Annotated in this window: 25 protein-coding genes and 3 tRNA genes; 15 read left to right on the top strand and 13 right to left on the bottom strand. The window is 25.0% G+C overall.

Annotated elements, in window-relative coordinates; all coding sequences use genetic code 11:
* Positions 1-53: 53 nt before the first annotated feature.
* Positions 54-551, top strand: a complete 498-nt coding sequence (locus IGS63_RS05795) for a cupin domain-containing protein (RefSeq protein ID WP_198423090.1) — start codon at positions 54-56, stop codon at positions 549-551.
* Between the two features lie 24 nt (positions 552-575).
* A complete protein-coding gene (locus IGS63_RS05790) occupies positions 576-1814 on the top strand; it encodes an MFS transporter (protein ID WP_190616044.1) in 1239 nt (412 codons plus the stop codon).
* Positions 1815-1860: 46 nt separating this feature from the next.
* Here IGS63_RS05790 and mgtE read toward each other — a convergent pair whose 3' ends face one another.
* Complete coding sequence (gene mgtE, locus IGS63_RS05785) at positions 1861-3210, bottom strand: magnesium transporter (RefSeq protein ID WP_190616043.1); 1350 nt, start codon at positions 3208-3210, stop codon at positions 1861-1863.
* 192 nt (positions 3211-3402) lie between these two features.
* Here mgtE and IGS63_RS05780 point away from each other — a divergent pair, with 192 nt between their 5' ends.
* From IGS63_RS05780 to IGS63_RS05740, 9 genes are all read left to right on the top strand, one after another.
* A complete protein-coding gene (locus IGS63_RS05780; protein WP_190616042.1) occupies positions 3403-3834 on the top strand; it encodes a DUF427 domain-containing protein in 432 nt (143 codons plus the stop codon).
* A gap of 100 nt (positions 3835-3934) precedes the next feature.
* Positions 3935-5404, top strand: a complete 1470-nt coding sequence (locus tag IGS63_RS05775; protein WP_190616041.1) for a sensor histidine kinase — start codon at positions 3935-3937, stop codon at positions 5402-5404.
* A gap of 1 nt (position 5405) precedes the next feature.
* Complete coding sequence (locus IGS63_RS05770) at positions 5406-6287, top strand: HDOD domain-containing protein (RefSeq protein ID WP_190616040.1); 882 nt, start codon at positions 5406-5408, stop codon at positions 6285-6287.
* The gene (rbfA, locus tag IGS63_RS05765; protein ID WP_190616039.1) at positions 6287-6643 is read left to right on the top strand and encodes a 30S ribosome-binding factor RbfA; all 357 of its coding nucleotides are present in this window, start codon (positions 6287-6289) and stop codon (positions 6641-6643) included. Before IGS63_RS05770 ends, rbfA begins: the two co-directional genes overlap by 1 nt.
* Entirely contained in the window at positions 6640-7551 is a 912-nt protein-coding gene (truB, locus tag IGS63_RS05760) for a tRNA pseudouridine(55) synthase TruB (protein WP_190616038.1), read from the top strand. Before rbfA ends, truB begins: the two co-directional genes overlap by 4 nt.
* A 25-nt stretch (positions 7552-7576) precedes the next feature.
* Positions 7577-8470, top strand: coding sequence for a riboflavin biosynthesis protein RibF (ribF, locus tag IGS63_RS05755; RefSeq protein WP_190616037.1), 894 nt, complete (start codon positions 7577-7579; stop codon positions 8468-8470).
* 68 nt (positions 8471-8538) lie between these two features.
* Positions 8539-8614 (top strand) — tRNA-Glu (locus tag IGS63_RS05750).
* Positions 8615-8618: 4 nt separating this feature from the next.
* Positions 8619-8693, top strand: a tRNA-Val gene (locus tag IGS63_RS05745).
* Positions 8694-8699: 6 nt separating this feature from the next.
* Positions 8700-8775, top strand: a tRNA-Phe gene (locus IGS63_RS05740).
* Between the two features lie 39 nt (positions 8776-8814).
* Here IGS63_RS05740 and gpmA read toward each other — a convergent pair.
* Positions 8815-9561 (bottom strand): 2,3-diphosphoglycerate-dependent phosphoglycerate mutase, encoded by a 747-nt coding sequence (gene gpmA, locus IGS63_RS05735; RefSeq protein WP_190616036.1) that lies wholly within the window; start codon positions 9559-9561, stop codon positions 8815-8817.
* A 116-nt stretch (positions 9562-9677) separates the two neighbouring features.
* On the opposite strand from gpmA, the gene IGS63_RS05730 reads away from it, so the two are divergent.
* Positions 9678-10271, top strand: a complete 594-nt coding sequence (locus tag IGS63_RS05730; protein ID WP_232521330.1) for an isochorismatase family protein — start codon at positions 9678-9680, stop codon at positions 10269-10271.
* 23 nt (positions 10272-10294) lie between these two features.
* On the opposite strand, the gene IGS63_RS05725 is transcribed toward IGS63_RS05730, so the two are convergent.
* Entirely contained in the window at positions 10295-10753 is a 459-nt protein-coding gene (locus IGS63_RS05725) for an early set domain-containing protein (RefSeq protein ID WP_190616035.1), read from the bottom strand.
* 15 nt (positions 10754-10768) lie between these two features.
* Positions 10769-11242, bottom strand: a complete 474-nt coding sequence (locus IGS63_RS05720; RefSeq protein ID WP_190616034.1) for a hypothetical protein — start codon at positions 11240-11242, stop codon at positions 10769-10771.
* A 126-nt stretch (positions 11243-11368) separates the two neighbouring features.
* Here IGS63_RS05720 and IGS63_RS05715 point away from each other — a divergent pair, with 126 nt between their 5' ends.
* The 3 genes from IGS63_RS05715 to IGS63_RS05705 are packed head-to-tail and all read left to right on the top strand — an operon-like array spanning position 11369 to position 14396.
* A complete protein-coding gene (locus IGS63_RS05715; protein ID WP_190616033.1) occupies positions 11369-11758 on the top strand; it encodes an ASCH domain-containing protein in 390 nt (129 codons plus the stop codon).
* Between the two features lie 14 nt (positions 11759-11772).
* A complete protein-coding gene (hflX, locus tag IGS63_RS05710; RefSeq protein ID WP_190616032.1) occupies positions 11773-13053 on the top strand; it encodes a GTPase HflX in 1281 nt (426 codons plus the stop codon).
* A complete protein-coding gene (locus tag IGS63_RS05705; protein WP_198423089.1) occupies positions 13038-14396 on the top strand; it encodes an MATE family efflux transporter in 1359 nt (452 codons plus the stop codon). Before hflX ends, IGS63_RS05705 begins: the two co-directional genes overlap by 16 nt.
* A 216-nt stretch (positions 14397-14612) precedes the next feature.
* Here IGS63_RS05705 and IGS63_RS05700 read toward each other — a convergent pair whose 3' ends face one another.
* The 9 genes from IGS63_RS05700 to IGS63_RS05660 form a co-directional block, all read right to left on the bottom strand.
* Positions 14613-15815 carry a hypothetical protein gene (locus tag IGS63_RS05700; protein WP_190615042.1) on the bottom strand — a complete coding sequence of 401 codons (1203 nt, stop codon included), beginning with the start codon at positions 15813-15815 and terminating at the stop codon, positions 14613-14615.
* A gap of 23 nt (positions 15816-15838) precedes the next feature.
* Complete coding sequence (locus IGS63_RS05695) at positions 15839-16876, bottom strand: hypothetical protein (protein ID WP_190615043.1); 1038 nt, start codon at positions 16874-16876, stop codon at positions 15839-15841.
* A gap of 276 nt (positions 16877-17152) precedes the next feature.
* A complete protein-coding gene (locus IGS63_RS05690; RefSeq protein WP_190615044.1) occupies positions 17153-18295 on the bottom strand; it encodes a hypothetical protein in 1143 nt (380 codons plus the stop codon).
* A 68-nt stretch (positions 18296-18363) separates the two neighbouring features.
* Positions 18364-19347, bottom strand: a complete 984-nt coding sequence (locus IGS63_RS05685; RefSeq protein ID WP_190616031.1) for a hypothetical protein — start codon at positions 19345-19347, stop codon at positions 18364-18366.
* 10 nt (positions 19348-19357) lie between these two features.
* Complete coding sequence (locus IGS63_RS05680) at positions 19358-19972, bottom strand: hypothetical protein (RefSeq protein ID WP_190616030.1); 615 nt, start codon at positions 19970-19972, stop codon at positions 19358-19360.
* Complete coding sequence (locus IGS63_RS05675) at positions 19969-21438, bottom strand: apolipoprotein N-acyltransferase (protein WP_190616029.1); 1470 nt, start codon at positions 21436-21438, stop codon at positions 19969-19971. The genes IGS63_RS05680 and IGS63_RS05675 overlap by 4 nt, the downstream gene beginning before the upstream one ends.
* Positions 21435-22019 carry a cysteine peptidase family C39 domain-containing protein gene (locus IGS63_RS05670; protein WP_190616028.1) on the bottom strand — a complete coding sequence of 195 codons (585 nt, stop codon included), beginning with the start codon at positions 22017-22019 and terminating at the stop codon, positions 21435-21437. The genes IGS63_RS05675 and IGS63_RS05670 overlap by 4 nt, the downstream gene beginning before the upstream one ends.
* A gap of 490 nt (positions 22020-22509) precedes the next feature.
* A complete protein-coding gene (locus tag IGS63_RS05665) occupies positions 22510-24039 on the bottom strand; it encodes an ATP-binding protein (protein WP_190616027.1) in 1530 nt (509 codons plus the stop codon).
* A gap of 136 nt (positions 24040-24175) precedes the next feature.
* Positions 24176-26002, bottom strand: coding sequence for an FAD-dependent oxidoreductase (locus tag IGS63_RS05660; protein ID WP_190616026.1), 1827 nt, complete (start codon positions 26000-26002; stop codon positions 24176-24178).
* Between the last annotated feature and the right edge of the window lies 1 nt (position 26003).

Raw genomic sequence — 26003 nt, 5'->3', positions numbered from 1 at the left:
ATATGATTATCTATGATATAATTGTTTTAGAACAATTATTAGGAGGGATTAATATGGAAAATGTATTAAAAAAAGTCGAAGAATATATGAATAAATACCCCGATTCAGATTTTGATGATCTAGAAAAATTTTTAAATGAAAATTTTTCTAAAGAAGAAGTTTCAAAATATTTTGAAATGATGGGAGACGTTCTTGGTGGATTTAACAAAGTTGCAGAAAATCCAGTAGATGCTTTATTAGATGGTCCAAAAGAAATATTTTTAAATTATGATAAAGCTTTTGTAATTGAATTTCCAAAAGAAGATAGACTTCGTGACTTAAAAGTAAAAGAATGGGCTGTTTGGGAAAAAGATGTTTCAGAATTTGAATGGAAGTATGATGAAGATGAAACCTGTTTTATAATTGAAGGAGAAGCAGAAGTAAGGTTTGATGATAAAATAGTTAAATTTGAATCTGGAGATCTTGTTAAATTCAAAAAAGGTTTATCATGTACATGGAAAATAAATAAAAAAATTAAAAAATACTATAAATTTGGTAATGTAGAGATATAAATTATTCTTTTGGGGGGAGAAGGAATGACAAAAACTGAAAAAAGTTGGATATTATACGATTGGGCAAATTCAGCTTATGCTGTTGCTATTATGACAGCAATTTTACCGATATTCTTTAAAGATGTTGCAGCAAAAGGAGTAGAAAGCAGTTTAGCTACAGCTTATTGGGGTTATACGAATACAATTTCAACATTAATAATAGCTGTTCTTGCACCAATACTTGGAACTATTGCTGATTATAAAAACTATAAAAAACGTTTCTTTGTGTTCTTCCTTTTACTTGGAGTTTTATCTACCATGCTACTTTCAACAGTTTCAAGCGGAAATTGGCTACAATGTATCCTAATTTATATTTTTTCAATAATTGGTTTTTCTGGAGCAAATATTTTTTATGATTCATTTTTGACTGATGTAACAACAAAAGAAAAGATGGATTGGGTTTCATCGAATGGATTTGCTTGGGGATACATAGGAAGTACTATACCTTTTATACTTGGAATTATTATAATTCAAAAACCAACAATAATTGGCTTGTCTTCTGCAACAGTGGCAACAAGAGTTTCATTTTTAATAACAGCAGTATGGTGGTTAGTATTTTCTATTCCAATGTTAAAAAACGTAAAACAAGTAAATTATATTGAACCATCAAAAACACCTATTTATGATTCATTTAAAAGATTATATAACACATTTAAAAATATAAAACAAAATAAAAATATTTTTTTATTTTTAATCGCTTATTTCTTCTATATAGATGGAGTTGGAACTATAATCAAAATGTCTTCAATTTATGGAAGAGATGTTGGAATAAAGTCAGTTGATTTATTAGTAATACTATTAGTAACACAATTTGTTGCCTTTCCATTTGCTTTGTTATATGGAAAATTAGCTAAAAATTTTTCACCAAAAATTATGCTTCTTTTAGGAATTACAATATATACTGGTTTAACTATTTTTGCTTTTTTCTTACACAACAAAACACAATTTTGGATACTTGCAATGTTAGTTGCTTCTTCACAAGGTGGAATACAAGCATTGAGTAGATCTTTTTATGGAAAATTAATACCAAAAGAAAAATCAACAGAATTTTTTGGCTTTTATAATATATTTGGAAAGTTTGCAGCAATATTAGGTCCTTTATTAGTTGGAATATTTTCTCAAATAACAGGAAGTTCAAGATTTGGAGTTGTAAGTATAGCTATTTTATTTTTAATAGGCGGACTTTTACTCTTAAAAACAAAATCATATGAAGATTTAGCTTAATTTATAATAAAAAACGAATACTTACGTATTCGTTTTTTATTATATTCTATAAATAATTTTTTAACAGTATTGTTGATACAGAAAAATAAACACTCATACTTATTAAATCCATCAATGTTGATATTAAAGGACCAGAAATTACTGCTGGATCAATTTTTATCTTCTTTGCAAAAAATGGTAAAAATGCACCTAAAAGATTTGAAGTTAGTATAACAATAAGTAAAGAAGCTGATAAACTTAAAATAATCATAATATTTTGTGTACTAACAAAGGCTCTTAAAGCCATTATTACAGTTAAAATACTTCCTAAAATAATACCTATTATCATTTCTTTGTAAAATATTTTTTTCATATCAGACGATTCCACATCACCTATTGCCATTGAACGTATCATTATAGCTGAAATTTGTCCTCCGGTATTTCCACCCATTGCATTTATTGTTGGTATAAATGCAGCTAATATAGTTATTTTTTGAAGAACTTCAGAATATCCATCTATAATAAATCCAACAGCACTTTCAAGAACCAATAATGTTATTAACCAAAAAACTCTACTTTTTACTAATTTCCATATTGAAGTATGTAAATAAGATGACTCAGTAACACCAACTGCTGCCATTTTTTGAATATCTTCTGTAGCTTCATCTTCAATTACATCGACAATATCATCTATTGTTACTATACCAACCAATCTCTTTTCACTATCCGTTACAGGTAAAGCTAATAAATCATAATCTCTCATTATTTGATAAACTTCTTCTCTATCTTGAAAAACCGTTACATATATAGGATCTTCATTCATTAATTCTTTTATTAAAGTATTAGAATCAGAAAAAATAAGATCCTTTAATTCTAAAACTCCAGAAAGTTTTCTATCTTCATCTATTGCAAATAATGTATAAATAGTTTCTTTTGTATTTCCAACTTTTTTAATATGTTCAAGTGCTCTTTCAACAGTCATATTAGCCTTAACATCAAGATAATAAGGCGTCATTATTCTACCAGCCGAATCTTCTGGAAAATTTAATAAAGTTAATGTTTGCTTTCGCTCTTCAGGAGAGAGATAGTCCAAAAGTTTTTTTACAACATTGGCAGGCATCTCATCAAAAAGTTCAACTCTATCATCTGGATCCATGTTTTCAATTATTTCTTTTGCTTTCTCTTCCTTGAACAGTGAAAGTAATTTTAATTGTTCATCTGTTTCTAATTCAGTAAATACAATTGCTGCAGTATCTTTTGGTAACAGTCTAAATACAATTAAAATTTCTTCTGAGGGTAATTCTTTTATCATTTCTAAAACTGTTGCTGGTTCTTGTTCAACTAAGAGTTCTTTTAAAAATTTAAGTTGACCATATTCTATTAATTTTTTTACATCAACTGCCATTGCAAATTTCATGTTATCCCTCCTCATGGTGGTTTTTGTTTACTACTGTCACAGTTATCCATAATTCACCTCCTTGTAGAATATATTTTTATTTTAACACAAAAAAATATCATTTCAAAGAACTTAATTAAAAGATTAATTGGTAAATTTTTTGTTTAAATTGTGTTATAATAATATTGAAATATAAAAAAGGAGGAGATTTTTATGAGTGAAAATATTAAAGACTATCCTGATATTCCTATTGTAAAAAAAACAAACAAAACTATTAAAGTTATTTTTAATAAAAAAGTAATAGCTGAAACATCCGATCCATTAAAAGTAATGCAAAAAAATTTATTCCCTGTTTATTATATTCCAAAAAAAGACTTTAAATTAGAATACTTAAAAAAAATTGAAAAAACAACACTTTGTATATATAAAGGAACAGCTGAATATTATAATTTAATTGTAGATGATAAAGAAGCAAAAGCGTGTGTTTACGAATACAGTAAAACTAAACCAGGTTATGAAATTTTATCAAACTATTTATCTTTATATCCAGCCAAAGTAGATGAAATATTTATAGATTCTGAAAAAGTTCAAAAAAACATTGGTGCCTTTACTGGCGGTTGGGTTACTTCTGAAATTGAATATTGAGAGTGCAAACGCACTCTCAATTATTTTAATATATTAAAATAATTTTAATCATATTGATGTATAATATAATAAAAGATTTATAAAAACTTGAGGTGGTAAAATGATTCCAGATTCAAATTCTTCTATATTTTCAAATATTTCAAATATAATCATGCAATTAAGTAAAGCTAAAGACATTGAATCTTCTTATGAAACGCTTTCAAAGCTTACAAAAACTATGATTGATTTTGAAGATGAATACTTTTTCAATATACAAAATGAAAAAATTTTTGAAGTTTATAAAAAGGATGTATCAGAAGATTTAAAAGATATTGCAAAATGGGCTTTTAAAAAAAGAGATGTTTCAATTTTTCCTGAAGAAGAAGGATCATATGTAATAATTCCAATTGGGCACAATAACAATGTTGATTTTGTATATATTATTTTTACAAAAGAAGAAGAATTTTCAAACCAATTTATGGTTTTTTTAAGAATAATTTCATTCTTAATGGGAAACTTATTTCAAAACTTAAAGTTATATCAAGAAATACTAAATAAAAACAAAACTATTGAAAAAAATAAAAACTTTTTAAATACAATTTTAAACTCTTCATCCGATTCTATTGTAGTTTATGATTCTAATTTTTCAATTCAATTTAAAAATGAAAACTTTAATAAAGCTATTGAAAGTACAGAATTAAAAGAAAAAATTTTAGAACTATCTAACTTAACTTTTTCAAGTCTTTCAAAACAACTAATTGAATTAGAAGTAGATCAAAAAACTTATTCTATTGAAACCTTATTATTTGGGTTCGACAATGATAAATTTGTAATTGCTGTAATAAGAGATATATCTGGAACAAAAGAATTAGAAAAATTAAAAAAATTAGATAAAATGAAAATGGAATTTTTATCAATGATATCTCATGAATTAAGAACACCTTTATCAGCTATAAAAGCTTATTCTGAAACATTAATTGACAGTATAGAAATGATGGATACAGAAACTTTAAAAGAATTTATGAATACAATATACAAAGAATCATTACACTTAGAAGCTTTATTAAATGATCTTTTAGACTTTTCAAAACTAGAACTAAAATCTTTAAAGTTACAAAAAGAAAAAATTGATATAAATGAATTGTTGAAAGAAATTATAAAAAGTACAGAAGAATCTGCAAAAAGCAATAATATAAAAGTAATTTTTGAAGATAATACTAAGCCTATAATGGGATTTATAGATAAAACAAGAATTAGACAAGTTTTTTTAAACTTAATTCAAAATGCTATAAAATACTTTGACTCTAAAAAAGAAAAACCTGAAGTAAATATAAAAACAACTGAAGATGAAAAAAATATTTATGTTTCAATAAAAGATAATGGAATTGGAATTGACAGTAAACATCACCAAAAAATATTTGAAAAATTTTATAGAGTTGATACTTCATTAACCTACAAAGTTCAAGGAACTGGTATAGGTTTATCTATTGTTAAAGATTTAATTGAAATGCACGGCGGTTCAATAACAATAGAGAGTTCAGAAGGAATTGGTACTGAATTTAAAATTACTATTCCTAAAGGTGTTGATTAATTTGGCTATTTCAATTAGAGAATTGTCAAAAAAGATTGAAGAATTACCTACACCAGATTTTGTTGTTCAAAGAATAATTTCAATTGCATCTAATCCAGAATCTGGTACAAAAGAATTAAACGTTGCTGTTTTAGAATCCCCTACCTTAAGTGCCAAAATTTTAAAAATGTCTAATTCAGCCTATTATGCAATACCACGAAAAATAACAAAATTAACTCAAGCAATAAATATTCTTGGATTTAAAACCGTTAGAAACCTTGCAATGAGCATCTTTACAGTAAATTCTTATTTCAAAAAAGAATATGATTATTTTAATACCGAAAAATTTTGGAAACATTTAATGGGAACTGGAATAGCAGCTGAATTATTATCAAATTATGTGAATTATCCAGAAAAAGAAGAGGCATTTTTAAGTGGTATGCTTCACGATTTAGGAAAAATTGCTATGGCTTTTGTAATGCCAGATATATTTGAAATGGTTGTAAAATTATCCAAACACAAAAAAATATCTTTTTCTCAAGCAGAAGAAATGCTACAATCTTTTTCACATCAACAAATAGGGAAAATTTTATTTGAAAATTGGAATATGTCTGATATAATTATAGACACAGCAACCTTTCATGACAATCCAAATGAAAATAGACACGAAAACACAAAAACTATAGTAAATATAGTTCATATAGCAAATATAAGTGTTAAAACTTTATTTTACGGACATTCTGGATCATTTGAAATTCCTATTCCAAATGAAGTAGCCTGGAATGAACTTAGTTTAACTCCACAAAAATATAAAAAATATCTAGATAACTTAAAAGAAAAAATTTCAGAATCTCAAGATTTTATGAACTTAAATAATATAATAGACGTCGAGGAGGAAAAGTAATGTCTCAATTTAGGAGAAACATGTTAGAATCACAAATTTTAAAATTATTCACACAAACTTTATCAAAAATAAGAAATAATGAAATACAAGGAAAGTTAATTAGTTTTACTTCTGTAAAATTATCAAGAGATAAATCTTTTGTTGATATTTCTGTATCAGCATTAAATGAAGATGTAGATGAAATAGTAAAAGTTTTAAATAAATTAAAAGGATTATTTAGAAAAGATATGTCTCAAAAAATAAAAATGTATAAAGTTCCAGAAGTAAGATTTTTTAAGGATAAAGGATTAGAAGACAGTATTAAAATTCAAAAATTATTGAATGAAATAAAAGTTGAAGGCGATACAGAAGAATGAAAAATGGATTTCTTGTAATAGATAAACCAAAAAATGTTACATCACATGACATAGTAAAAGAAGCAAGAATTTTATACAACACAAAAAAAGTAGGTCATTGTGGAACTTTAGATCCCTTTGCAACTGGTGTATTAGTTTTAGCTATAAACAAAGCAACAAAGTTTTTACAATTTTTAATTTCAGATAATAAAACATATAGAGTAAAAGCACGTTTAGGAATTATTACAGACTCTTATGATATCACTGGAAATATAATTGAAAAAAACGAAGTACCAGATTTATCAAAAGAATTTATTATAAAAACTTTAAAAAGTTTTGAAGGAAAATCAAAACAAATTCCACCAATATATTGTGCAAAAAAAATAAATGGAAAAAGATTATTCAAATATGCAAGAGCTGGTAAAACAGTAGATATTCCACCAATTGATATAAATATATCTAATATAAAAGATATAATTGTTTATGAAAATAATGAAGAAATAGAATTTACAGTTACAGTTTCTTCAGGAACGTATATAAGAACTTTAATAAATGATATTGGAAAGAAAATTGGTTGTGGTGCAACAGCAATAGAATTAAGACGTTTAAAAAGTGGTATTTTTTCATTAGAACAATCAGTAAAAAAAATGGAGAAAGATTCAAACTTTGTTCCAATTAGTAAAGCTTTAAATATTCCATTTATAAAAGTAAACAATAAAGATAAAGTTTTAAATGGAATACAAATTTATAAAGAAAATATACTACAATTTTCTAAATTTGAAAAAAATCAATATGTAAAAATTTTAGATGATGAAAAAAACTTTATTGGAGTAGGAAAAGCTGAAAGATCTTCAAAATTTCTAAAAACACTTTTAAGAACCCCTGAAAGAAATGATAGAATAATAAAACTATATAAAATATTAAAATGATTTATCTATTAGGACGGTGACATAGTTGTATGCATTAACAATAGGTACTTTTGATGGAATTCATAGAGGTCACAAATATATATTAAAAAAAACACTTCAAATAGCTAAAGAAAACAATTTAAAACCACTTGCAATAATGTTAAAATATCCAATTGGCAAGTATTTAAATGGATTTGATGGTTTAATTTTACCAAGCTGGGAAAGAAAAAGATTAATTGAAGAAATGGGATTCGAAGTAAAAATTATTGAAATGAAAGATGTTTGGCATATAAACCACGAAGATTATTTAAATCATTTAATAGATATTGGAACTAAATACATTGTGTGTGGTGAAGATTTTAAATTTGGAAAAGGCGCCATGGGAGATGTTTCTTATCTTTTAACCAGTGGTGTAAAAAAAGGACTTATCGTTGAAGTATTACACGATTTAAAAGAAATGGGAAATAGAGTTAGCTCAACATTAATTAGAAAAAACTTAAAAAAAGGAAACATAAAAGAATCTAATAAACTTTTAGAAAAAAATTGGACCGTTGAAGGTACAGTTTATGAAGATAGACATGTTGGATTTTCATTAGGTTTTCCAACGGCAAATATAAATATAAGAGAAAAAGAAGATATAATCTTTCCAAAGTATGGAGTATATCTTACAAAAGGATACATTGATGGATATTCAAGAATTTTATGGGGATTAACAAGTGTTGGAATAAGACCAACATACTTTGAAGAAATTAAAATACCAAAAACAGAAACCTATTTTTTAGACTTTTTTGGCGATCTATATGGAAAACATATAAAACTTGAATTCATCGATTTTTTAAGAACAGAAGAGAAATTCAATGATCAAATAGAGTTAATTCGAAAAATATCAAAAGACGAAGACAATGCAAGAGCTTTAATAGAGTCATTAACCAAAAATTAACTTTTTGTTTAATGTTAGTTTATTGATAACAATCATTAAGTGTGATAGAATAATTGCGTTGGTGTTTTGCCCCCATCGTCTAGCGGCCTAGGACATTGGCCTTTCACGCCAAAGACACGAGTTCAAATCTCGTTGGGGGCGCCATAATGGGCCCTTAGCTCAGCGGGAGAGCATCTGCCTTACAAGCAGAGGGTCGTAGGTTCAATCCCTACAGGGCCCACCATTCTATGGACCGGTAGCTCAGTCGGTAGAGCAACGGACTGAAAATCCGTGTGTCGACAGTTCAAGTCTGTCCCGGTCCACCAAAAAACGGAAGCTATTAGCTTCCGTTTTTTATATTTTATTTACTTTGCTTTTCCTTGATTTGCTACTGATTCCATAGCCTTCTTTATTTTTTCTTGATCACCTAAATAATATTTTTTTATAGGATTCAAGTTTTCATCTAATTCATAAACAAGAGGTGTTCCTGTAGGAATATTTAAACTAATTATTTCTTCATCAGACATATTATCAAGATACTTTACTAAAGCTCTTAAAGAATTTCCGTGTGCAGCAATTATTACCTTTTTTCCTTCTTTTATACTTGGAGCTATTGTATCATTCCAAAATGGTAAAAACCTTTCAACTGTATCCTTTAAACATTCTGCACCTGGAAGCATTTTTGTGTCCAAGGCTGAATACTTTGGATCTAATGCTGGATGTCTTTCATCATTTAATTCTAAAACAGGAGGTCTTATATCATAACTTCTTCTCCAAATTTTAACTTGTTCTTCTCCATGCTTTTTAGCCGTTTCTGCTTTATTTAAACCTTGAAGAGCACCATAATGTCTTTCATTTAATCTCCATGATTTATATACAGGAATCCACAATAAATCCATTTCTTCAAGAACATTATTTAATGTTTTTATAGCTCTTTTCAATACAGAAGTATAAGCAATATCAAATTTAAAACCTTCTTCTTTTAATACTTTTCCACCTTCTTTTGCTTCTTCTACACCCTTTTCTGAAAGATCAACATCTGTCCACCCGGTAAATTTATTTTCTTTGTTCCACTGACTTTCTCCGTGTCTTATTAAAACTAATTTATACACTTAAAATCACTCCCTTTTGCAAATATAGTCATCCAATACAATTATAATCAATTTATTTTACAAAATCAATTTATTTTTCTTAAATGTGTTAAAATTATCATAAGGAGGTATCTTATATGAATATGAAAACTTTAATCGAAAAAATAAAAATTTTAAATTTATTCCCCATTAACACAGCTATACTCTGTGTTGACTGTCAAAATAGTTTTACATTAAGATGCTCAAATGAACTACCAGTTGAAGAAACTGATGAAGTTTGGATAAAATCAATTAATAATTTTTTAAAGCTTGCAAAAAAAGAAAAGTATAAAATTTTCGCAAGTAAAGATGATCATCCTAAAGATCATATTTCATTTAAAGAATGGCCCATGCATTGTGTAAAAAATACATACGGAAATAAATTATTTATAAACTATGTTGATTATATAGTAAAAAAAGGAAGTTTAAAAGAAACAGATAGTTATTCTGCTTTTTATGAAAACTTTGAAGATACTCCAAATGAGTTAGATTTATTATTAAAAAATAATAAAATAAAAAATTTAATTATTTTTGGATTAGCTGGAGATATATGTGTATTAGAAACTATAAAATCTAGCATAAAAAAAGGATACAACACCTTTGTTATAAAAGACTTTATAAAATCAGTGAATAAAAAAGATATTGATTCCATTTTAAAAGAAAATAAAATAAAAACATGTAAAAGCATATAACTTTTACATGTTTTTATTAATTATTAAAATCCTAGATCTTTCCAACCTTCTATTGAAATATAAACTTCATCTCCATCAGTTGAAAACTTGTATTCACGTTCTGATATTTCATCTCCAAAACTGTCTGATTCTACAGAATCATCTGTTCCTCTTGTAATTTTAAAATTTATTTTAGTTCCAGATTTCATACTAACCTTTAATATATATTCACCTTCTTCATTTTTTTCAAATCTATAAAAGACATCTGACGGATTCCATCCATTAAAATCTCCCATCATGTATATATTACTATTTTCAGGAGTATTTGAGGGATAACTTTCAATAATGAAAGTAACTGTATTTATTATTGAGTCATCAACTTTTGAATTATCAACCTTTGATGAACTGTTTTCCAAATTATTTTCTTTATTAATATTTGCACTACAAGAAATTAGTAAAAATGTAAAAACCAAAAATAAAACAACATAAAAGCTCTTTTTCATAGTTCACCTCCAATTTTATTTATACATTCTTTTTTTTAAAACATCAAAAATAATAATAGCCTTTTTATAAAAAAAGTACGTTGCAATATAAAAAAATATACCTAAAAAATACCAAATATTACCAAGAAAATTATCTATTGGAGATCCTTTAACGGAAAATACTTTAAACATAAAGTAAGCACCAGCTTCTACTGGTATCAACATTAAAAATTTTAAATAACCTTCATATATAACTCCAACTGAAACAGGTATTAACATAAAAATATATAAAATCCATCCAAAAGGATCATTTAACATTACTATTAAAGTACTGGTAGTTATTAACGACATCAAATAATATCTTGTTTCTGTATTTCTTTTTATTTCAATTAATAAAATTACAGATAAATACGAAAAAATCATTCCTATTGGTGGAATTACCATTTGAAACGAAAATAAAACAACTACTAAAACAGAAAGCATAGCCGTAATAGTTATATTTTTACTCACTTTATTCCTCCTCTCCTAAAAATAATTATACCATTAAAAGTATTAAATACTTTCATAATTAATACTTTTGTAACTAAAAAAAAGGTATAATTTAAGTGTATATCACTTATTTAGGAGGTGTTTTTTATGAAAAAAACTACTGTTTGGGGAAAAGATGAAAATGATAATAGCGTTATAGATCAAATAATCAACAAAGGGAAAACAGTAATATGTACTCCAAAATATTGGTATGATAAAGAACCTGAAATAAGTAAAACAAAAGTAGGAGATTTAGTTGCTATTTATACAAAAAAAGGTGAACATGCCTGTAATATTGAAATAACTGAAAAATATGAAATTCCATTTGGACAAGTAACAGAAAGAATTGCAAAAGGAGAATTATTTAATAGTATAGAAGAATTTAAAGAATTTCATAAAAAAATTTGGTCTGAAGAACTAAATAAAGACTGGTTGGCAATAAATGATGACACAATAATTGTAGTAGAACATTTTAAGTTGCACTCAATAGAAAATTAGGAGGAATCTTTTATATGGAAAAAACTAAAGAAGTTTTTGATGGAATACTCGTTGCAGTCAATAAAAGAGAAAAAGATTTTGAAAAGCAAATTGAAGAATTAAAATTATTATGTTCAAATATTGACATAAATATCTTAACTGAAGTAATACAAAAAAAAGAAGCACCAGATAAAAAAACATATCTTGGAAAAGGAAAAATTGAAGAATTAAAAGATGCATTAATGGCTTTTAAATGCAATATTGCCATATTTAATGATAGTTTAAGTAGTTTACAAAGGAAGCTACTAGAAAAAGAATTAAAAGACATAAAAATTTTAGATAGAAATGAAATAATTTTAGAAATTTTTAGTAGAAATGCTAAAACAACAGAAAGTAAACTTCAAGTTGAATTAGCAAGTTTAACATATGAACTCCCAAAATTAGTTGGTCAAGGAATTTCTTTATCAAGAACAGGGGGTGGAATTGGAACAAGAGGACCTGGTGAAACTCAATTAGAGTACAATAGAAGAACTATAAAAGAAAAAATAAACACACTTAAAAATAAATTAGAAAGCATAAAACATACTAGGACTATGAAATCAAAAAAAAGAAATGCCTCTTCAACAATTAAAGTTTCAATAACAGGCTATACAAGTGCTGGAAAATCAACCTTATTAAAAGCACTTTCAGATGATGAAAATATACTTGTTTCACAAAAGTTATTTTCAACATTGGCAACAATTTCAAGAAAGACAAAGTTCAACGATGGTTTACAAGTAATATTTTCTGATACAGTCGGTTTTATAAGAAAGTTACCAATATCTTTAATAGAATCTTTTAAAACGACTCTTGAAGAAATCAATTATTCAGATGTAATAATCGAAGTAATTGACCTTAGTGAAGAAGATTATGAAGATAAAAAAAGTGTGGTAAATAAAACTTTAAACGAGGTTATAATAGAACCTATACCACGCATTGTAGTTTTTAATAAAATAGATCTTTTAACAAAAGAAAAACTCGATCATTTGAAAATACTACATCCAGAAGCCTTATTTGTTTCTGCAAAATCAAAAAAAACTGTACAAGAATTTTTAAATGATTTAGAAAAAAAATTAATTAATTTAGAAGTGTTGGTTTCAAAAAAATTATACTTAAAGTTTGAACATAGCTGGAAAATAGATAAAATACGAGATCAAATAGGAATAAAAGAAAAAAAACAAATCGATGATGGCTTTGAATATGAATTAATAACTAAAAAAGAATACTTAGAAAAAATAAAATCTATGATTGGATTTGAATTATGGCAAGAGATTTAACCAAAGGCAGTATAATAAAAGAACTATTATTAATGTCTATTCCAACTATGATAGGCTTTAGTGCACAAATGATTTACGACCTTGTTGATATGTTTTGGATAGGACATATTTCAACAGCAGCACAAGCAAGTGTTGGAATATTTGCAACAATTTTTTGGGTTGTAGAAGCTTTAAATGAAATTATCGGTACAAGTTCAATTTCATTAATTTCTCAAAGTTATGGAAAAAAAGATTATGAAAAAACAAACTTAGCAATAGAACAAACAATAACTTTTAAGTTTGTAGTTGCAATAATAGGTGCAATTTCAATAGCTTTATTTTTAAAACCTTTAATGGGATCCTTTGCAAAAAAAGAAGTTGTAGATCTTGGAATAAAATATGGTTATATAAGATTATTTTTTCTTCCAATAATGTTTTCTTCTTTTTCAGTAAACACTGCTTTAAGATGTATTGGAGACTCAAAAACTCCAATGTATATTATGATATTTTCAAGTATTTTAAATATAATTTTAGATCCATTTTTAATGTTCAAAACAATTCCAGGAACTTCAATACAAGGATTAAATATGGGGATTTCTGGAGCAGCTGTTTCAACTATAATTTCTCAAAGTATAGCTTTCATAATTGGATTTTACCTATTATTTAGTGGGAAAAGAGGTATAAAACCTTCTATTTTTAAACTTTTAAAATTAAATTTTAAAATGGATAAAAAATTAATAACAATAGGTTTACCAAATGGATTAGAAGTTTTTGCAAGAAATCTTTCAATGTTAGTAATATTAAAATTTGTATCATTATTTGGAACTACAGTTGTTGCTGCTTATGCTGTTGGAGGAAGGATATTTGGATTTGTCTTTATGCCATTAATGGGTTTATCTATGGGAGCATCTTCCATAATAGGACAATCACTTGGTGCAAACTTAACAACAAGAGCTGCAAAAACAGCTAAATTAACTGCAAGTTTAGCCTCATTAATAACCTTTACTTTTATGTTATTGGTATTTTTTAAGGGAGAAGTTTTAATTTCTTTCCTGAATAGTGATGCACAAGTAATCTTATATGGAAAAGAATTCATGATTTTTAGTTCCATAGGGCTTATTTTTGTTGCATATTCATTTGGACTATCGAGTGTTTTTTCAGCATCAGGTTATAATTTACCTTTCTTATTCATGAGTGCTGGTTCAAGATGGTTAATTCAAATACCATTATTATTTATTTTCATAAAAATATTAAACCTACCTTTAATATGGGTTTGGTTATCATTTGCTTTTGGAGATTTTTTTGAATTTTTAATATCAATTTACTTTTATACAAAAGGAAAATGGAAAAAAATTAGAACTTAACAAAAGTATTAATTTTTTATAACATAAAAAAATTCCTACTCTCTAAAAACCTATTCTTGGAATAACTTAATAAATATTTTTACTAATTAGAATAATTTTAATTTATATTCTTTATTATAAAAAAATATCCCAGCAATGCTGGGATTATATTTTTTGAATACATATTTCGTTTGTCTATATTCACACACTAACATTACTATCTTTTTTATTATTTCATCACTTTTTTTCATAGTAAGTATCTATCAGTGTTTTTACCAATAAATTATATTTAACAACATTTAAAATATAATTCAATTTTGTACTTTCTATATTTCTTTCATTCAAAATTTTTTCTAAATCTGTCTTTTTTTCTTTATTTTTTTCATATTCTAATTCAGATATTTTTATGTCTAAATTTATTATGTATAAATTATTTTCTGTTGCTTCTATTTGGTTGAGAAGTTTATTGTAATCATCTCGTACTTTAGCTAAAATTTCACCTAAAGTTTTTTCATTTTCTTCTTTTTTTTGTTCTTTTATAACTGGATTTATTGTACTGGAAATGTTATAATGTCCATTTGAATAATTACCATTTCCTGAAAAGTTTATAAAAGGTACATCATAATTATAATCCATCATAAATGATAGAGAATAATTATTTGTTTTAAAATCATAATTTGCTCCTAAGTTAAAGTTTATTTCATTGTTATTTGTTAATATTTTACTATATTTATTTTGTTCTTTTTCTTTCTTTGCTATTAAGTACTCATAGTTCTCTTTAAAGTCTTTTAATTTGTAACTATTCAATAATTCATTTAATTTTTTCATTTCATAATATTCTTTTGGATATGTAAAAGTAACATCCTGCATCTTATTTAAAATTAAAAATATGAAACCATTCAAATTTTGATTATCAAAAGATTCTTTTAAATCATTTTTTTGAATTTGTGTACTTATTTTTTCTCTTTCTAATTTTAGTTTTTCTATTTCATTTTGTGGTAGTGTTATCTTTAATAATTCATCATAATACTTATTTAATAACTTTAAGTTTTCTTGCATCTGATACCTATTAAAAAACTCATATCTCAAGGATATGTATTTATTAAAATACTTATTTTCATCTAATAATTCTTCTATTCTATTAACAACTTCATTTATCTTCATTTCTGCTATATTCTTACCACTTGAAAAAATATTCCAATTCAAATTGATTTGTGATGTAGTAAAATCAAGTTTACTAAAATCTCCATCTATTCCAAAATTATACGAAACATTTTGAAAAAACATTTTATACTTGTTCAATATGTCTTCAGTCTTTTTAACTTCTTTTAGATACATAGACTTAATTGCTTTGTCAAATTTTTCATAATTTAAATTTTCTCCAAATATAATACTATTCAAAAAAATAAACAAGACTATTATTATTCGTATTTTACTCATTAAAGTTCTCCCTTTTTAAATTTCTAATTTTCATAAAGAATTTTTATGCTTTCTTTAGTTTTTATGTATATAAATATTTTTCCATTAATCTTTTTTACTTTAAGCTCAGGAATATAAAAATATTTTTGTTTCATTACACTAAAATCATAAATTATGTTAAAATTCTTATCCATTTTTAATATTTTCAAATCCTTACGATTTGAATCCTCACTATCATAATTTTCATATAATATATAAAAATTATCATCTATCATATCAATATCATATGTAGCTGTATACTTATAATTATCCAATATTTTAATAGTTCCTTTCTCTACATCTAATATTTTCAAAAGTCTTTCTTTGTTGTCCCAAATAACTTTATATAATTTATTTGAATTACTTTTTAAAATTATATCCGATGAATATTTACATTTTTCTTTTTTTTCATAAATAGTTTTATAATCTCCATAAAAATTATTTCCAATTATTTTATAATAATAAACCGTCTTTTGATTAAATTCTATCAATCCATCTTTTGTTTTTTCAATATACACAACATCTGTATGAAGATCATTTGTTATAGGTGGATTAAAATAAATTTCAGACCTTTTTTTCTTTTTGACAATATCATATGCCCAATCATCTACTGAGGTTCCAGGAAATTCATAAAACTTTTCTAACTTATCATTATTTAATATTGCTATACCATCTAAAGATTTAACTATAACCTTATCATTTGGTAGAACCCTTAAATATACAACAGTAACACCACCACTATAATAATCAGGTATTATTTCATTTTCTATCTTTATATACTCTTTTTTTTCAGGTAAGAACTTTAAAATACTTGGTTCACTATACAGCCCTAAATAAATTTCACCTTTGCTATTTACATCAAATTTACATGAAATAAAATCTACATCTTTTCTTTTAATAACCTTTTTTTTATTTATTCTTAAATTAAATTTGTATTCTTTATCTATTTTATTATTAAGAGATATGGATTCATATTTAACAAATTCTCCTTGTGTAATTATAGTAATTATTGAAATAATAAAAAATACTAAAATTTTTTTCATCTAATTTCTCACCTCTTTTTTTATATTAATATGATTCAACATAAAGGCGCTTTATTATAAAGCACCTTCATTATTTACCATCCTTTCTTATAATAAATTTTAACATATTTATTTGTTCTCGTTGGTTTCTCAACAGAAATACTATAACTCTTTTCGTGGTAAGGACCTTTTAAAAAGTATTTTGCTCTATACACACTTTCTAACATACAATCAAGTCCACCATATCCAAAATCCATATAAGTGAATGATTTACCAGTATCTATTATTTTCTTTTATTTATTTTAAATTATCTAAAATAAAATCTGAATTTCCAAGCATTAAAATTCCTAAATATATCCTATAAATTTCAGAATATGTACTATAATATTCATTAATTAATTTTATATATTCAGAAAAATTTTTAATAGTATTTAATTCTTGGATATTAATTACTTCATTATAATTTTTTAATTTTGTGAGTAAAATATTTAGTCTTTGAAAATATGAATAATAATCTTTTATTTTTTCATTTAAAACATTATTCAACTTATTTGAGTTTAATAAAAATTTATTTGCATAATCTATAAAAAAAATATTTGCTGAGATTTTATTTGGATAAATAGAAATATGATTTTTTAAGGATATTCCAAATATTTCAAAAGATTTTTCAAAATTCAAAGAGCATGAAAAATTTTTATTAAATGTGTTCTCAGAATCCCAGGAATTATTATAATTATAATTCAAATCAAAATATACAGAAAAATCTTCTTTATTATTTTTAAGTTTAATTATTTCTTCATTATTTTTATTATAAGAATAATCTGGATTATTAATGATATTTTTTTTTATGTAATTAAGATTTGAACTATTTTTTATAAAACTATCTTTTAAAATATGATAACCAAATAAATTCTTAATATTGTTATATTTTTCTCTTTTTATTTTTTTGCAATAATATTCATTTTCAAGTATTTCGTTTTTTAATCTAACATAAAATATTTTATTCTTGTTTAAGAGATTATTCTTATTTATAAAGTTTAATACTCTTTTTAATTCTTCGTTTATATTTTTTGTTTTTAAATATTCAAGATAATCTAAAAAATAATTAAAAATATAATTCATTTTTCTTGCTTCAATATTAGCTAAAGATATATTTTTTTCGTAATTAAAAATTTCTTTTTTTAAATACTGTTGATAATCGAAAAGATTAATTTTTATACCAGAATTTAAATTTATTGAATATGTGCCATCATATGGATAATCAAAATATGTAGAAAAATTTAAATTTTCATAATTTTTTGTCTTTTTTTTTGCAAAAGTTGTTGAAAATTTATCATTACTTTGAAAATAATTCAGAAAATATTCTTTAAAAAAAGAAACTGTATTAGAAAACATACTAATAGACAAAAGGACTAAAAAAATAATAATTGATTTTTTCATAAAACCCTCCAATAATTCTGTATTTATATTTTGTTTTTCAAACTACAAAATAGGGATAACTCCCTATTTTATAGTTTTAATTTAATTGTATAAAGAATATAACTTTCTTTGTTAAATAAATATATATATTCATTATCAGAACTTAATATTAAATTGTTTAAATCACTTAATTTTTTATCAATAATTTTTTTTATCGGAATTATCTTTAATACTTTTGAAAAACCATTCTCATCTACTTTTGTACTTATAATATAGAAATTTTCTTCATTCATAACTACTATATATTCTTTTGATTTTATAACTTTTACTTCATCATCAATATAATTGCTATATAATTTTTTTTGTTTAATTTTTATAGGTAATTCAAAACAATTTCCAGTATCATATTTCTTATTGATGAAAGTTCTTTTATTTAAATCCATATCAAATTTTGATATACTTAGGCGTTTCAAAAACTCATCATAATTTATTACAAATACATTATTTTTTATAACTAAAATTTTTTTTACACCAAAACCAGTTGAAATATTTTTTATAAAACCTGAATTAGTATTATAATGTGATAGGATCATATCTAAATTTTTATTAGGACTAATAAAAAATATATCTTTTTTATCTTTAGTTGTATCTAAAGATACGTAATAATCAAGAATTTGCTCTTTATTTTCTAATTCAAACTCTTTTATTTCATGTGTTTTTGTGTCTAAACTATATAATTTTTCACCAATACTTATTATATAAATTTTATCATCAATTATTTTAAAAATTTCTGTATAGTAAGGTTTTTTTAAGTAGTCATATTTTATTATTGAAATATCTACTTTTTTAGAATATTTTAAAAATTCTTTTGTAAGTCCATTATAAATATTATAAGATTTTATTATCAATGGATTAATTTTTTCTATTGAATAAATATTTCCATCAATAACTCCTGCATATTTATTCAAATCAACTTTTGATGAATCTATATAAAATTTATTTACTAAAACCAAATTCTGTGAAAAAATGACAATGTTATAAAATATTATTAATCCAAATAAAAGTTTTTTCATTTTATCTCCTCTAATAACTAATCTTTATATATTTAGCTCTATATACATCTAAAATATTTATTTTAGTTCCCTTTCGATTATCTTCACTATCAGGCACTCCATCTTTGTAAATTATCTTTTTAGAATAGGCGCTCCATTCAATTTTTTCTTTATATTTAACAATAAATCCTTGATGACGTGGTGGGATTTTTGCTACAAAACTTCCAATATAACTTTTAGTTTTATGGTGAGTATATCCTCCACTGGCCTTCCAAAAATCAAGGAACTCAGCTTCTCCTGAAACTGTAAATTCATTGGTAGTAGATTCATTGACTTCAAATGAATAATCCAAAAAATTTTTATAATCCATATTATCTACTGCTGCAGAAACAATTTTTTCTGGTCCTTTATAAATTATTTTTGCACTTCCAGCAGTAACTCCATGAAAATACCTTGTTTCTATTTTTGGTTTTGGTTTAGAAGGTTTTTTTGGACTCACCCCCCCAACAACGGCAGACATTTGTGAATCTGACATACTTTTTACTGATACATCTTTTTTAGTTGTTGCAAAGGCGTTCATTGGCATCATGGTCAATATAAAGGTGAATAATATTAACCATGATATTCCTCTTTTTGTTTTTTTCACTTTTTTCTCCTCCTAATTTGTATTTTTAATAGCATAGCTATTATAATCACTAAAAATAATACAGTTATAATATAATAGGTTGTTTCTCCATACTTAGAATAAATTGTTTGTTTGTGTATTACTGGTATTTCATAATTAATTATTTTTGTTTCAAATAGTTTTGTCTTTTTTAAAACTTTTCCATTGTTGTTTATTATTTGGGTTATTCCAGTATTCATTAATTGTGCTACATATACGTTATTTTCTACTGCTCTAAACTGCATGAAGGCTGATGTTATGTATGGTATATTTGAATATCCAAAAAGTCCATTGTTTGATAATAAAAATATTATTCCTGCACCTTTTTGTTTTAATTCAATTGAAACATTTTGAAAAAATGCTTCAAAACATATTTCTACTCCTATTTTTATATTGTTTATTTCAAATGGTTTTATTTCCTTTCCTTTTTTAAAATAGTTTTCATAAAATGGTACTGTATAGTTTTTATTGTACTTTCCTAATATTTTTCCTGTTTTTGAAATTAAAAATGCACTGTTGTATTCTTCATCGTTTGGTTCAAGGTCTGGTGTTCCAAATAATATATTAATTTTATTTGTTTTTGCTATGTTTATTATTTTATTTTTGTATTCTGGTATTCTCATTATCCATCTATGCACTGCTGTTTCTGGCCATACTATTAATTCTGATGAATTGTTTTTTATACTTAGATTCATATATTTTTCAAAAATGTTTTTCATTTTATTTTTTTCTTCTGCTTTTTTGTATTCTTTTGCTGTAATGTTTCCTTGTATTAGTCTTACTTTTAATGTTTCTTTCTTTTTTATATTTATTCCATTTATATTTTTTATATCATTCAAACTATTAAATACAAAATATGCAAGAAAAAATCCCAATATAAAGATTATGTATTTAATATCATTTTTTTTGAGTTTTTTATTTTCCTTTAATTTCAAAATACTTTCTAATATTATTACATTTATTAAAACAACAACAAAAGATATTCCATACAATCCTATATATTTAGATAAATACAACATTAAGTCATTGTTGTGTTGAGTTATTCCTGCATAAAATGTAAATCCTACTAACATTTTATTGGTAATAAATTCTATGACCATCCATCCTAAAGAAATCATACATATTTTTTGTATTTTTACTTTTAAACTATTATAAATCATCTTTACAATAATTGTATAAATCATAAAAGTAATTCCCATTATATTAACTAATAAAAGAAAGATTAAAATATTAATTAAAATACTTTCACTTTGAATATGTAATATTGATAAAAAAATAATTGTTCCAATTAATGTTCCTTCAAAAAATCCATACCTTAAACTTTTTTCATTTTTCTTCACTACATAAAAATATGGAATTAACGCAAAGTATCCTAAAAATCCAAAATCAAATGGTGGGTAACTTAAGAATACTAATAATCCGCTTAATGCTAATAATATTATATTCATCTCATCACCAAAGGTTTTGTGTTTATTTTTAACACTATATTGTTCCAAGCTTCTTTAAAGATTTTTATTGGAATTCGTATTTCACCATACTCTGGGTCTGGATCAAATAAACTAACATATTTATTTGTTATGTCTTCAACTACAACGTAGTGGTTTCCTTTTACATATGTAATAACTGGTTTTCTTATTTCTTTTAAGTATTCAAAGTTAGCTTTGAGCCCTCTTGCTTTAAAACCACATCTTTCAGCTGCATACTTTAAATTAAGTAGTGTAGTTCCTTTTTCATTTGTTTTAGATAATGTAGCTAATTTTTCTTCTGTAGTATTCACTCCATATAAGTACAATAAATAGTTCAATGCAGCTGGTCCACAGGTATAATATGTTTTTTGTAAATATTCACTTGTATCATCATAACTAACATTTTTTTCTATATAATAATTAAGAACTTCTGATTTTAAATTTTTATTATTTATTTTAGATACATACAACACAGTCATTATATTTGCAAACACAACAAAAGCAAACAATAAAGTTAAACTCAAAAAAAATTTTTTAATCTTATAATATAATTTATTCTTCATAACTCTCTCCTCATATGTTTTATATTTATAAAAAAATATTAAATAATAATTAAATGATAGTTCATTAAATAAATTAAAACAAATTATTTTTTTATTTATGTCATAAACATTATATCAAAAAAAAAAAAAAAAAATCAACTATTTTTACTAAACAAATAAACATTTTTACCTAAATATAATGCTTTTTTGATTAATTTATATCATTTATTTTATTTTTTTATTTTATTAATTTTATATTAAATATTAATATTTGTGAATTTAAATTTTATATTTTTTATAATGTTATTATTAATCATTTTTATTATAAAAGTTTGTGAAACTTTATTAAATATTTATTTTTTATAAATATTTTAATTTAACATTTCATTATTAACACAATATCAACTTCAAAAATTTGAATGGCGAATGTTTTATTTTTTCACTATTTTCCATCGTTACTTTCACGCTTTTTATGAGTTTTTATAAAAAAATATCCCAGCACCCGCTGGGATTATATCTTTTCTATTTTGTATTCGTCTATGTTTCTCTTTTCTGAGTTTATGTTTATTCCTACTATATAAATTTCTTTCCCTTTGTATTTTTCATAGTACTTCATTTCTTTTATTTGGGTTAAGGCTTTTTCTGCACTTTTATCTATCTTTATTTCCATTATGTATATGATGTCTTCCTCTATTACTATATCGCTTCTTCCTAAGTTCGTTAATTCTTCTGCTGTTACGTTCAGTCCTGCTGATGCTAGTATTGTGTATATCAATGAATGATAGTAACTTTCTTCTTTTTTGTGCAAGTTGTATGGTATTGCACTTATTATTCTTTTTATTTCTTTTATTATTCCTTCTATGTCTTTTTCATATATTCTTTCATATATTGTGGTTTCTATTTGTTCTGTTTCTCTTATTCCATAGTTTGCTTCTAATATTATCTTTGAAAAGCTGTTCTTTACTTCTATATTTGGATAGTCTAATATGTACTTTTCCCTCAATCCTAATCTTTTTATTCCTTTAAAGGTCAAGTATCCTGCTTGTGTAAAGAATATACTTGCATTTGCTTCTTCTATTTCTCGTGTTGAAAAATCAAGTTCGCTTACCGGATACTTCACTAAGTCTTCATATCTTATCTTCTTTCCTTTTATGTATTCATACAAGAATGATGGTGATCCACTTTCAAACCAATAGTTTTGAAACTTTCTTTCATTAAAAAATCTTAATATTGAAAATGGATTGTATACACTATCTTCTCCATCAAATGAAAATCCATTGTAGTACATCTTTAAGTTTTTTAATAACTCTTTTTCTTCCATCTTCATCTCAACCGCTGTTTCTTTTATATGCTCTTTAAAGTTACTTTCTAACTCTTCTTGTGTGTATCCCAACATCTGTGCATATTTTTTATTCAACGATATATCATTTAAGTTGTTCAATGCAGAAAATACTCCTGTTTTTGTGAACTTTGTTATTCCTGTCATGAATACAAACTTTATATATTCATCATTTGATTTTATACTAACATAAAAATTCCTCAATATTTCTCTATATCTTTCTGCTTTTTCTTTGTTGTTTATATTGTCTAATATTGGTTTTTCATATTCGTCTACTAATATTACTACTCTTTCTTTTCTTGATAGTTCAAATATTAATTCATCAAAAGCATATTTATAATGGTCGCTCTCTATATTTATTCCATATTTTTTTGCTTCTCTTTTTATTATTCTTAATAATCCATCTTTTAATTCTTCTTCTGTATCATTTGTTGTATCCAATAAACTTATCCTTATTACTGGATACTCTTTAAACTCCCATTTATCATATATGTATGTTCCTTTAAATAAATCTTTCTTTCCTTTAAATAGATAGTACAGTGTTGATACTGTTAAACTCTTACCAAATCTTCTTGGGCGTGATAAAAAGATTGGTGCTTCTGAACTTATTAAATCTAATATATACTTTGTTTTATCTATATATGTATAATTTCCTTCTTTTATTTTTTTATAGTCTTGTACTCCTATTGGTAGCTTTTTCATATTATCACCTCCATTTTTTCTTTTCATCTTCATTATATCATAAATAAAAATACTAAATATTTTTTTAGTTTGTTTCTATAAATCAAAATAATTACTAAAAAAGGTGATTTGCTAAGCAAATCACCTTTTTTAGTAATTATTTTTTACTTCTTAAATATTCATCTATACTTCTTGCAGCATTGTGTCCATCTGCTATACCGTGAATTATATCAGGACCATGAACAATATCTCCACCTGCATACAACCAAGGTAAATTTACAACTCTTCCATTTTCATCTGTTTTTATTCTTCCTCTTACCATTTCAACCTTTTCTTTTAAACTTTCTGGTAAGTATGTATAATCTGGTACTTGACCTACAGATTCAACAACCATGTCTGCTTCTATTTCCATAGTTTGAGAATCATCATATGTTGGGTTAAATCTTCCAGTGTCATCAAAAACCGAGAGCACTTTTCTAAATTTAACTTTCTCTATTTTTCCATTTTTTCTTATAATCTCAACTGGTCCCCAGCCTGGGTGTATATGTAATCCTTCTTCTGTACCTTCATTTTTTTCATCCCAATCTGATGGCATTTGTTCAAGAGTTGTTTCAAGAGCACATACATGAACCTCTGAATTTCCTCTTTCAATATTTTGAAGTCTCAACATAGTTCTTGCAACATCAAATGCAACGTTTCCTCCACCTATTACAACCATTTTGTTTGGAATATATGGTTTTTCACCAATTCCTCTTGAATAATCTTTCATTATTTCAAGAATTTCCATAGCTGTCATAAAGTGTTCGCCATCTTCTCCAGGAAGGTTTATTTTTCTACCATCTGTAAATCCAGTAGATACAAATACAACGTCAAAATTATTTTGTAATTCTTCAAACTTTATGTCTTTTCCAACTCTTGTATTTGTAAGTATTTTAACTCCTATTTCTTTTATATAATTTACATCTTGTTCTACTGCTTCATCAGGCATTCTATAAAGTGGTCCACCATAATTTAAAACCCCACCGACTCTTGATTTAGCTTCATATACTGTTACTTCATAGCCAAGACCTCTTAAATAATAAGCTGCAGATAAACCTGCTGGTCCTGCTCCAACTATTGCTATTTTTCCATCTATTTTCTTTATTGTTTCTTGATTTAATATTTTTATATATTCTTCTGGCGAAACACTATCAACTATATATCTCTTTAACCATCTTATTGATACAGGTTCACCTCTTGTTCCTACTGTACAAACAGTTTCACATTTGTGGGTACACATTCTTCCACATACAGCTGGTAATGGATTGGTTTTATATAAGTCAACAAGACCTGTTTCTAAGTCATCATTATAAACGTCTCTTATATAATCAGGTATATCCATGTGTGCTGGACAGGTTTTTGTACATATTCCACATTCAACACATCTTGCAGCTTCATCAATAGCTTGTTGTTTTGAAAAACCTTTTACTATTTCTAAGAATGATCCTTTCCTTTTTTCTGCTGGTAAATGTTCCATTTCAACTCTTTCTAAATCAAGAAGTTCAGATGTATCGTCTCTTGTGTACCCTTCTTTCATTTCCATTTTATGAATTCCATCTTTCTTAGGAACAAAAAAGAACTTTTCTGGATCAGGAGACATATGAACGTACTCTTTTGACATATTCAATGAATTAGTTGTACAAATATCAACACATAAACCACAGAAAGTACACCTTCCATAATCAAAAACTGGTCTTTCTGGTTTTGATCCTTCTTCATCTGGTAATTCTTTAAATTCTATCATATTTATAGCTTCAGCAGGACATATTCTTGAACATGTTCCACAACCAACACATTTATCCCAATCATTTGTATGAAAACCTCTATATCTATCTGATGCTTCTCTTGGTTTATCTAAAACATCTTTCATGGGAATAGTGACTGGTTTTTTTGTTAAAAATTTCCATGCTTTTGCAGGTGCAAAAAAGCTTTTTTTAACGTCCATT

The organism is Tepiditoga spiralis, assembly GCF_014701195.1.
GTDB lineage: Bacteria > Thermotogota > Thermotogae > Petrotogales > Petrotogaceae > Tepiditoga > Tepiditoga spiralis.
Note: the sequence above shows the minus strand (reverse complement) of the source record. Positions and strands in the feature narration are given on the sequence as shown.

Bases quoted from the DNA above. Each gene is read 5' to 3' on its own strand.
- IGS63_RS05695 (WP_190615043.1), bottom strand. From the start codon at position 16,876: ATGAAAAAAATTTTAGTATTTTTTATTATTTCAATAATTACTATAATT.
- IGS63_RS05665 (WP_190616027.1), bottom strand. From the start codon at position 24,039: ATGAAAAAGCTACCAATAGGAGTACAAGACTATAAAAAAATAAAAGAA.
- IGS63_RS05775 (WP_190616041.1), top strand. From the start codon at position 3,935: ATGATTCCAGATTCAAATTCTTCTATATTTTCAAATATTTCAAATATA.
- IGS63_RS05705 (WP_198423089.1), top strand. From the start codon at position 13,038: ATGGCAAGAGATTTAACCAAAGGCAGTATAATAAAAGAACTATTATTA.
- mgtE (WP_190616043.1), bottom strand. From the start codon at position 3,210: ATGAAATTTGCAATGGCAGTTGATGTAAAAAAATTAATAGAATATGGT.
- IGS63_RS05675 (WP_190616029.1), bottom strand. From the start codon at position 21,438: ATGAATATAATATTATTAGCATTAAGCGGATTATTAGTATTCTTAAGT.
- IGS63_RS05730 (WP_232521330.1), top strand. From the start codon at position 9,678: ATGAATATGAAAACTTTAATCGAAAAAATAAAAATTTTAAATTTATTC.
- IGS63_RS05700 (WP_190615042.1), bottom strand. From the start codon at position 15,815: ATGAGTAAAATACGAATAATAATAGTCTTGTTTATTTTTTTGAATAGT.
- rbfA (WP_190616039.1), top strand. From the start codon at position 6,287: ATGTCTCAATTTAGGAGAAACATGTTAGAATCACAAATTTTAAAATTA.
- IGS63_RS05715 (WP_190616033.1), top strand. From the start codon at position 11,369: ATGAAAAAAACTACTGTTTGGGGAAAAGATGAAAATGATAATAGCGTT.
- IGS63_RS05690 (WP_190615044.1), bottom strand. From the start codon at position 18,295: ATGAAAAAATCAATTATTATTTTTTTAGTCCTTTTGTCTATTAGTATG.
- IGS63_RS05790 (WP_190616044.1), top strand. From the start codon at position 576: ATGACAAAAACTGAAAAAAGTTGGATATTATACGATTGGGCAAATTCA.
- hflX (WP_190616032.1), top strand. From the start codon at position 11,773: ATGGAAAAAACTAAAGAAGTTTTTGATGGAATACTCGTTGCAGTCAAT.
- IGS63_RS05780 (WP_190616042.1), top strand. From the start codon at position 3,403: ATGAGTGAAAATATTAAAGACTATCCTGATATTCCTATTGTAAAAAAA.
- IGS63_RS05795 (WP_198423090.1), top strand. From the start codon at position 54: ATGGAAAATGTATTAAAAAAAGTCGAAGAATATATGAATAAATACCCC.
- IGS63_RS05670 (WP_190616028.1), bottom strand. From the start codon at position 22,019: ATGAAGAATAAATTATATTATAAGATTAAAAAATTTTTTTTGAGTTTA.
- IGS63_RS05660 (WP_190616026.1), bottom strand. From the start codon at position 26,002: ATGGACGTTAAAAAAAGCTTTTTTGCACCTGCAAAAGCATGGAAATTT.
- truB (WP_190616038.1), top strand. From the start codon at position 6,640: ATGAAAAATGGATTTCTTGTAATAGATAAACCAAAAAATGTTACATCA.
- IGS63_RS05725 (WP_190616035.1), bottom strand. From the start codon at position 10,753: ATGAAAAAGAGCTTTTATGTTGTTTTATTTTTGGTTTTTACATTTTTA.
- IGS63_RS05685 (WP_190616031.1), bottom strand. From the start codon at position 19,347: ATGAAAAAACTTTTATTTGGATTAATAATATTTTATAACATTGTCATT.